The sequence below is a fragment of the Nostoc sp. CALU 546 genome, from assembly GCF_048836525.1.
The window spans coordinates 1-2,222 of sequence record NZ_JAWJTF010000325.1; the positions used below are offsets into that span (position 1 = coordinate 1).

Genomic DNA, 2,222 nt, shown 5'->3' on the forward strand with positions numbered 1-2,222 from the left:
TCGGCGAGGTGGTGGACCGTGCCGCCGGCAATGCGATGGGTTCGATGAATTGTGCAAATCCCAAGTCTTCAGTATGGATATGACGGTAAAAATTTAAGCCAGCAAGGATTTCTTTGTCATCAATAGCTTCAATAGAATTTGCTTCAACAGTAATCCGCAACGTGTAAAACCATTGAATCAAAGGTTGCATTATTCCTGTAGCTCTGGATACTCCTTGCAAACAGGGAACTGGGAAAGATACAAGATGATCGACCCTTTGTTCGGTTACTAAAACCCGCTTGTCATGCAAAAGAGCATCTAGGTTGTCATAGAAAAGTAAATACGTGCGGGTTTGGGAAGGATAAACTTTGAGTTTGTGCTGAACTTGGGTAATAATTCCAAACTGACCGTAACCGCAAAGTACGTGATTAAAAAGTTCGCTGTTTTCTTCAGGCGAACACCAAAGAATCTCACCTTCTGCGGTTACAACTTCTAGACCAAGACAATTATCAGCTTGATTTCCATAACGAAAAGAGGCTGCACCTATACCACCCGCAGAATGAGTTCCTCCGACAGAAACACCAAAATAATTGGTTAATACGGGAGGAACTAAACCATCAGGAATACAAGCATCGATTACTTGATTCCAAGAAGTTCCCGCATCAGCTTTAAACCATAGTTGCTCTTTTTGGATATCTCGAATTTTATCGAGATTCCTCATATTTAAAACGATTCCATCTTGGTTTAAAGATTGACCACCTAACGAATGTCCCGCAGCGCGTGAAGAAACTACTAATCCTTTTTGAGCGGCATATTTGACAGTTTGGGCAATATCGTTAGCGTTTTGAGGAGTGACAACAACTTGAGGAGACTTTTGGAATATACCACCAAAATCTTCGGAAACTTCTGTCAAAATTTCTGAAGCGTTGCTAACTTCACCTGCAATCAAATGCTTGAGGTCTTGAACAATGCCATTCATAAAAGTTACGATCCTTTAGAAAGAGATGTTTTTAAAAGATTCATCCCAATCTGCAAGATTTTAGGAGTCAAGCGAATCAAATCGAGAATATGAGAGAACAAGCTCGGTGTTTTTTGTGGCTTTACTTCTACCCCTTTGGCAGGTCTTTCATACTTGAACATACAAACGCAATCACCATCTGCCTGCTTGCTAATAATTGCAGCTTTCATCCCAGGAAATGCTCTCCTGGTTGCTTCTTGTTCCATCTCACAGATAACTCGGCAAGGGCTTTCAAGTCCATATTCTTTGGCAATTGAAAGAACCGGGCAAACTCGTTGAATTTCTAGTGCAGCATCTTTTCCTTCTTGGGAAATATCTACGACTTGCATTTGGAAGCCCATGATCCGAAAGATCGGAATTGCATCGGTAAAGCCTTTGGCTATGGTGGTATTGTCAATGAAAGCACCCATGAACGCTTTTTGATGAGCAGGGTAGGCTAACATCATTTGTTCAAAAGCTGCATGTTCTCCAATTTCATCTGCCAGCTTTTTGTAGGCTGCAAATCGATTCCTAAACATACTCACTGCTTTGGAGGAATCCATTTGCATCACATCGTTCATGGTAATGTCGCCAATACCTGTAACGTTATCCATTGCCAGTTCTCCGTGTTTTTTACTCATTTAAATGACCTAGAAAAACGAGCTAATCAATGGCTGATTACTGCTAAATTTCAGACAGCGATCGCCAGAAACTTTTTTGCTCCTAGAATCCTACGATTGACTTCAGGGATAGCATGTCCTTGGTGATTCAGGACTAGTATGAATTGAACTCCATAAGTATAGTAAAATGATCGTCAACGTTAGGTATCTGCTAGCAAACATACACAAGAATACAATGTCAACTTCTTGCATCTGCTTGATGGAAAGATGACTCAACCATTTAACTTGGAAAAACTTGCTAATTTCAGTTTTGAAGTTGCCGAATTCAGTTGAGTTAGACCAGCGAAATAATTTGTTAATTTTTAGCAAAATACCTGTCGGCAATTTTTCCATAAATACCTTGTTACTTCCTATTTAGAGGCTATCTCTAAAGAAATGTAAAGAGTAAAAATTAGGCGCTTATCATACAATTTCACTCAATTCTTGATACTAGCTCAAGAGCCTGCCCTGCTGAAGAACAGGCTGTCATCTGTATCAATCTTCAGGTGAAACGGTATTAGCCCTCTTTTATCACTTTGAGAGAACCCAATCACTGAAAGCCTTTCAGAGCTTAAATCTCCAGGTTT

Annotated in this window: 2 protein-coding genes; both read right to left on the minus strand. The window is 40.2% G+C overall.

Going from position 1 to position 2,222, the window contains the following annotated elements:
* On the minus strand, positions 1 to 958 hold a 958-nt coding region (locus RRG12_RS43305), incomplete at its 3' end, for an FAD-binding protein (protein ID WP_420763298.1).
* A 5-nt stretch (positions 959 to 963) separates the two neighbouring features.
* Positions 964 to 1,617, minus strand: a complete 654-nt coding sequence (locus tag RRG12_RS43310; protein ID WP_069069102.1) for an L-2-amino-thiazoline-4-carboxylic acid hydrolase — start codon at positions 1,615 to 1,617, stop codon at positions 964 to 966.
* Positions 1,618 to 2,222: the final 605 nt, after the last annotated feature.

Bases quoted from the DNA above. Each gene is read 5' to 3' on its own strand.
- RRG12_RS43310 (WP_069069102.1), bottom strand. From the start codon at position 1,617: ATGAGTAAAAAACACGGAGAACTGGCAATGGATAACGTTACAGGTATT.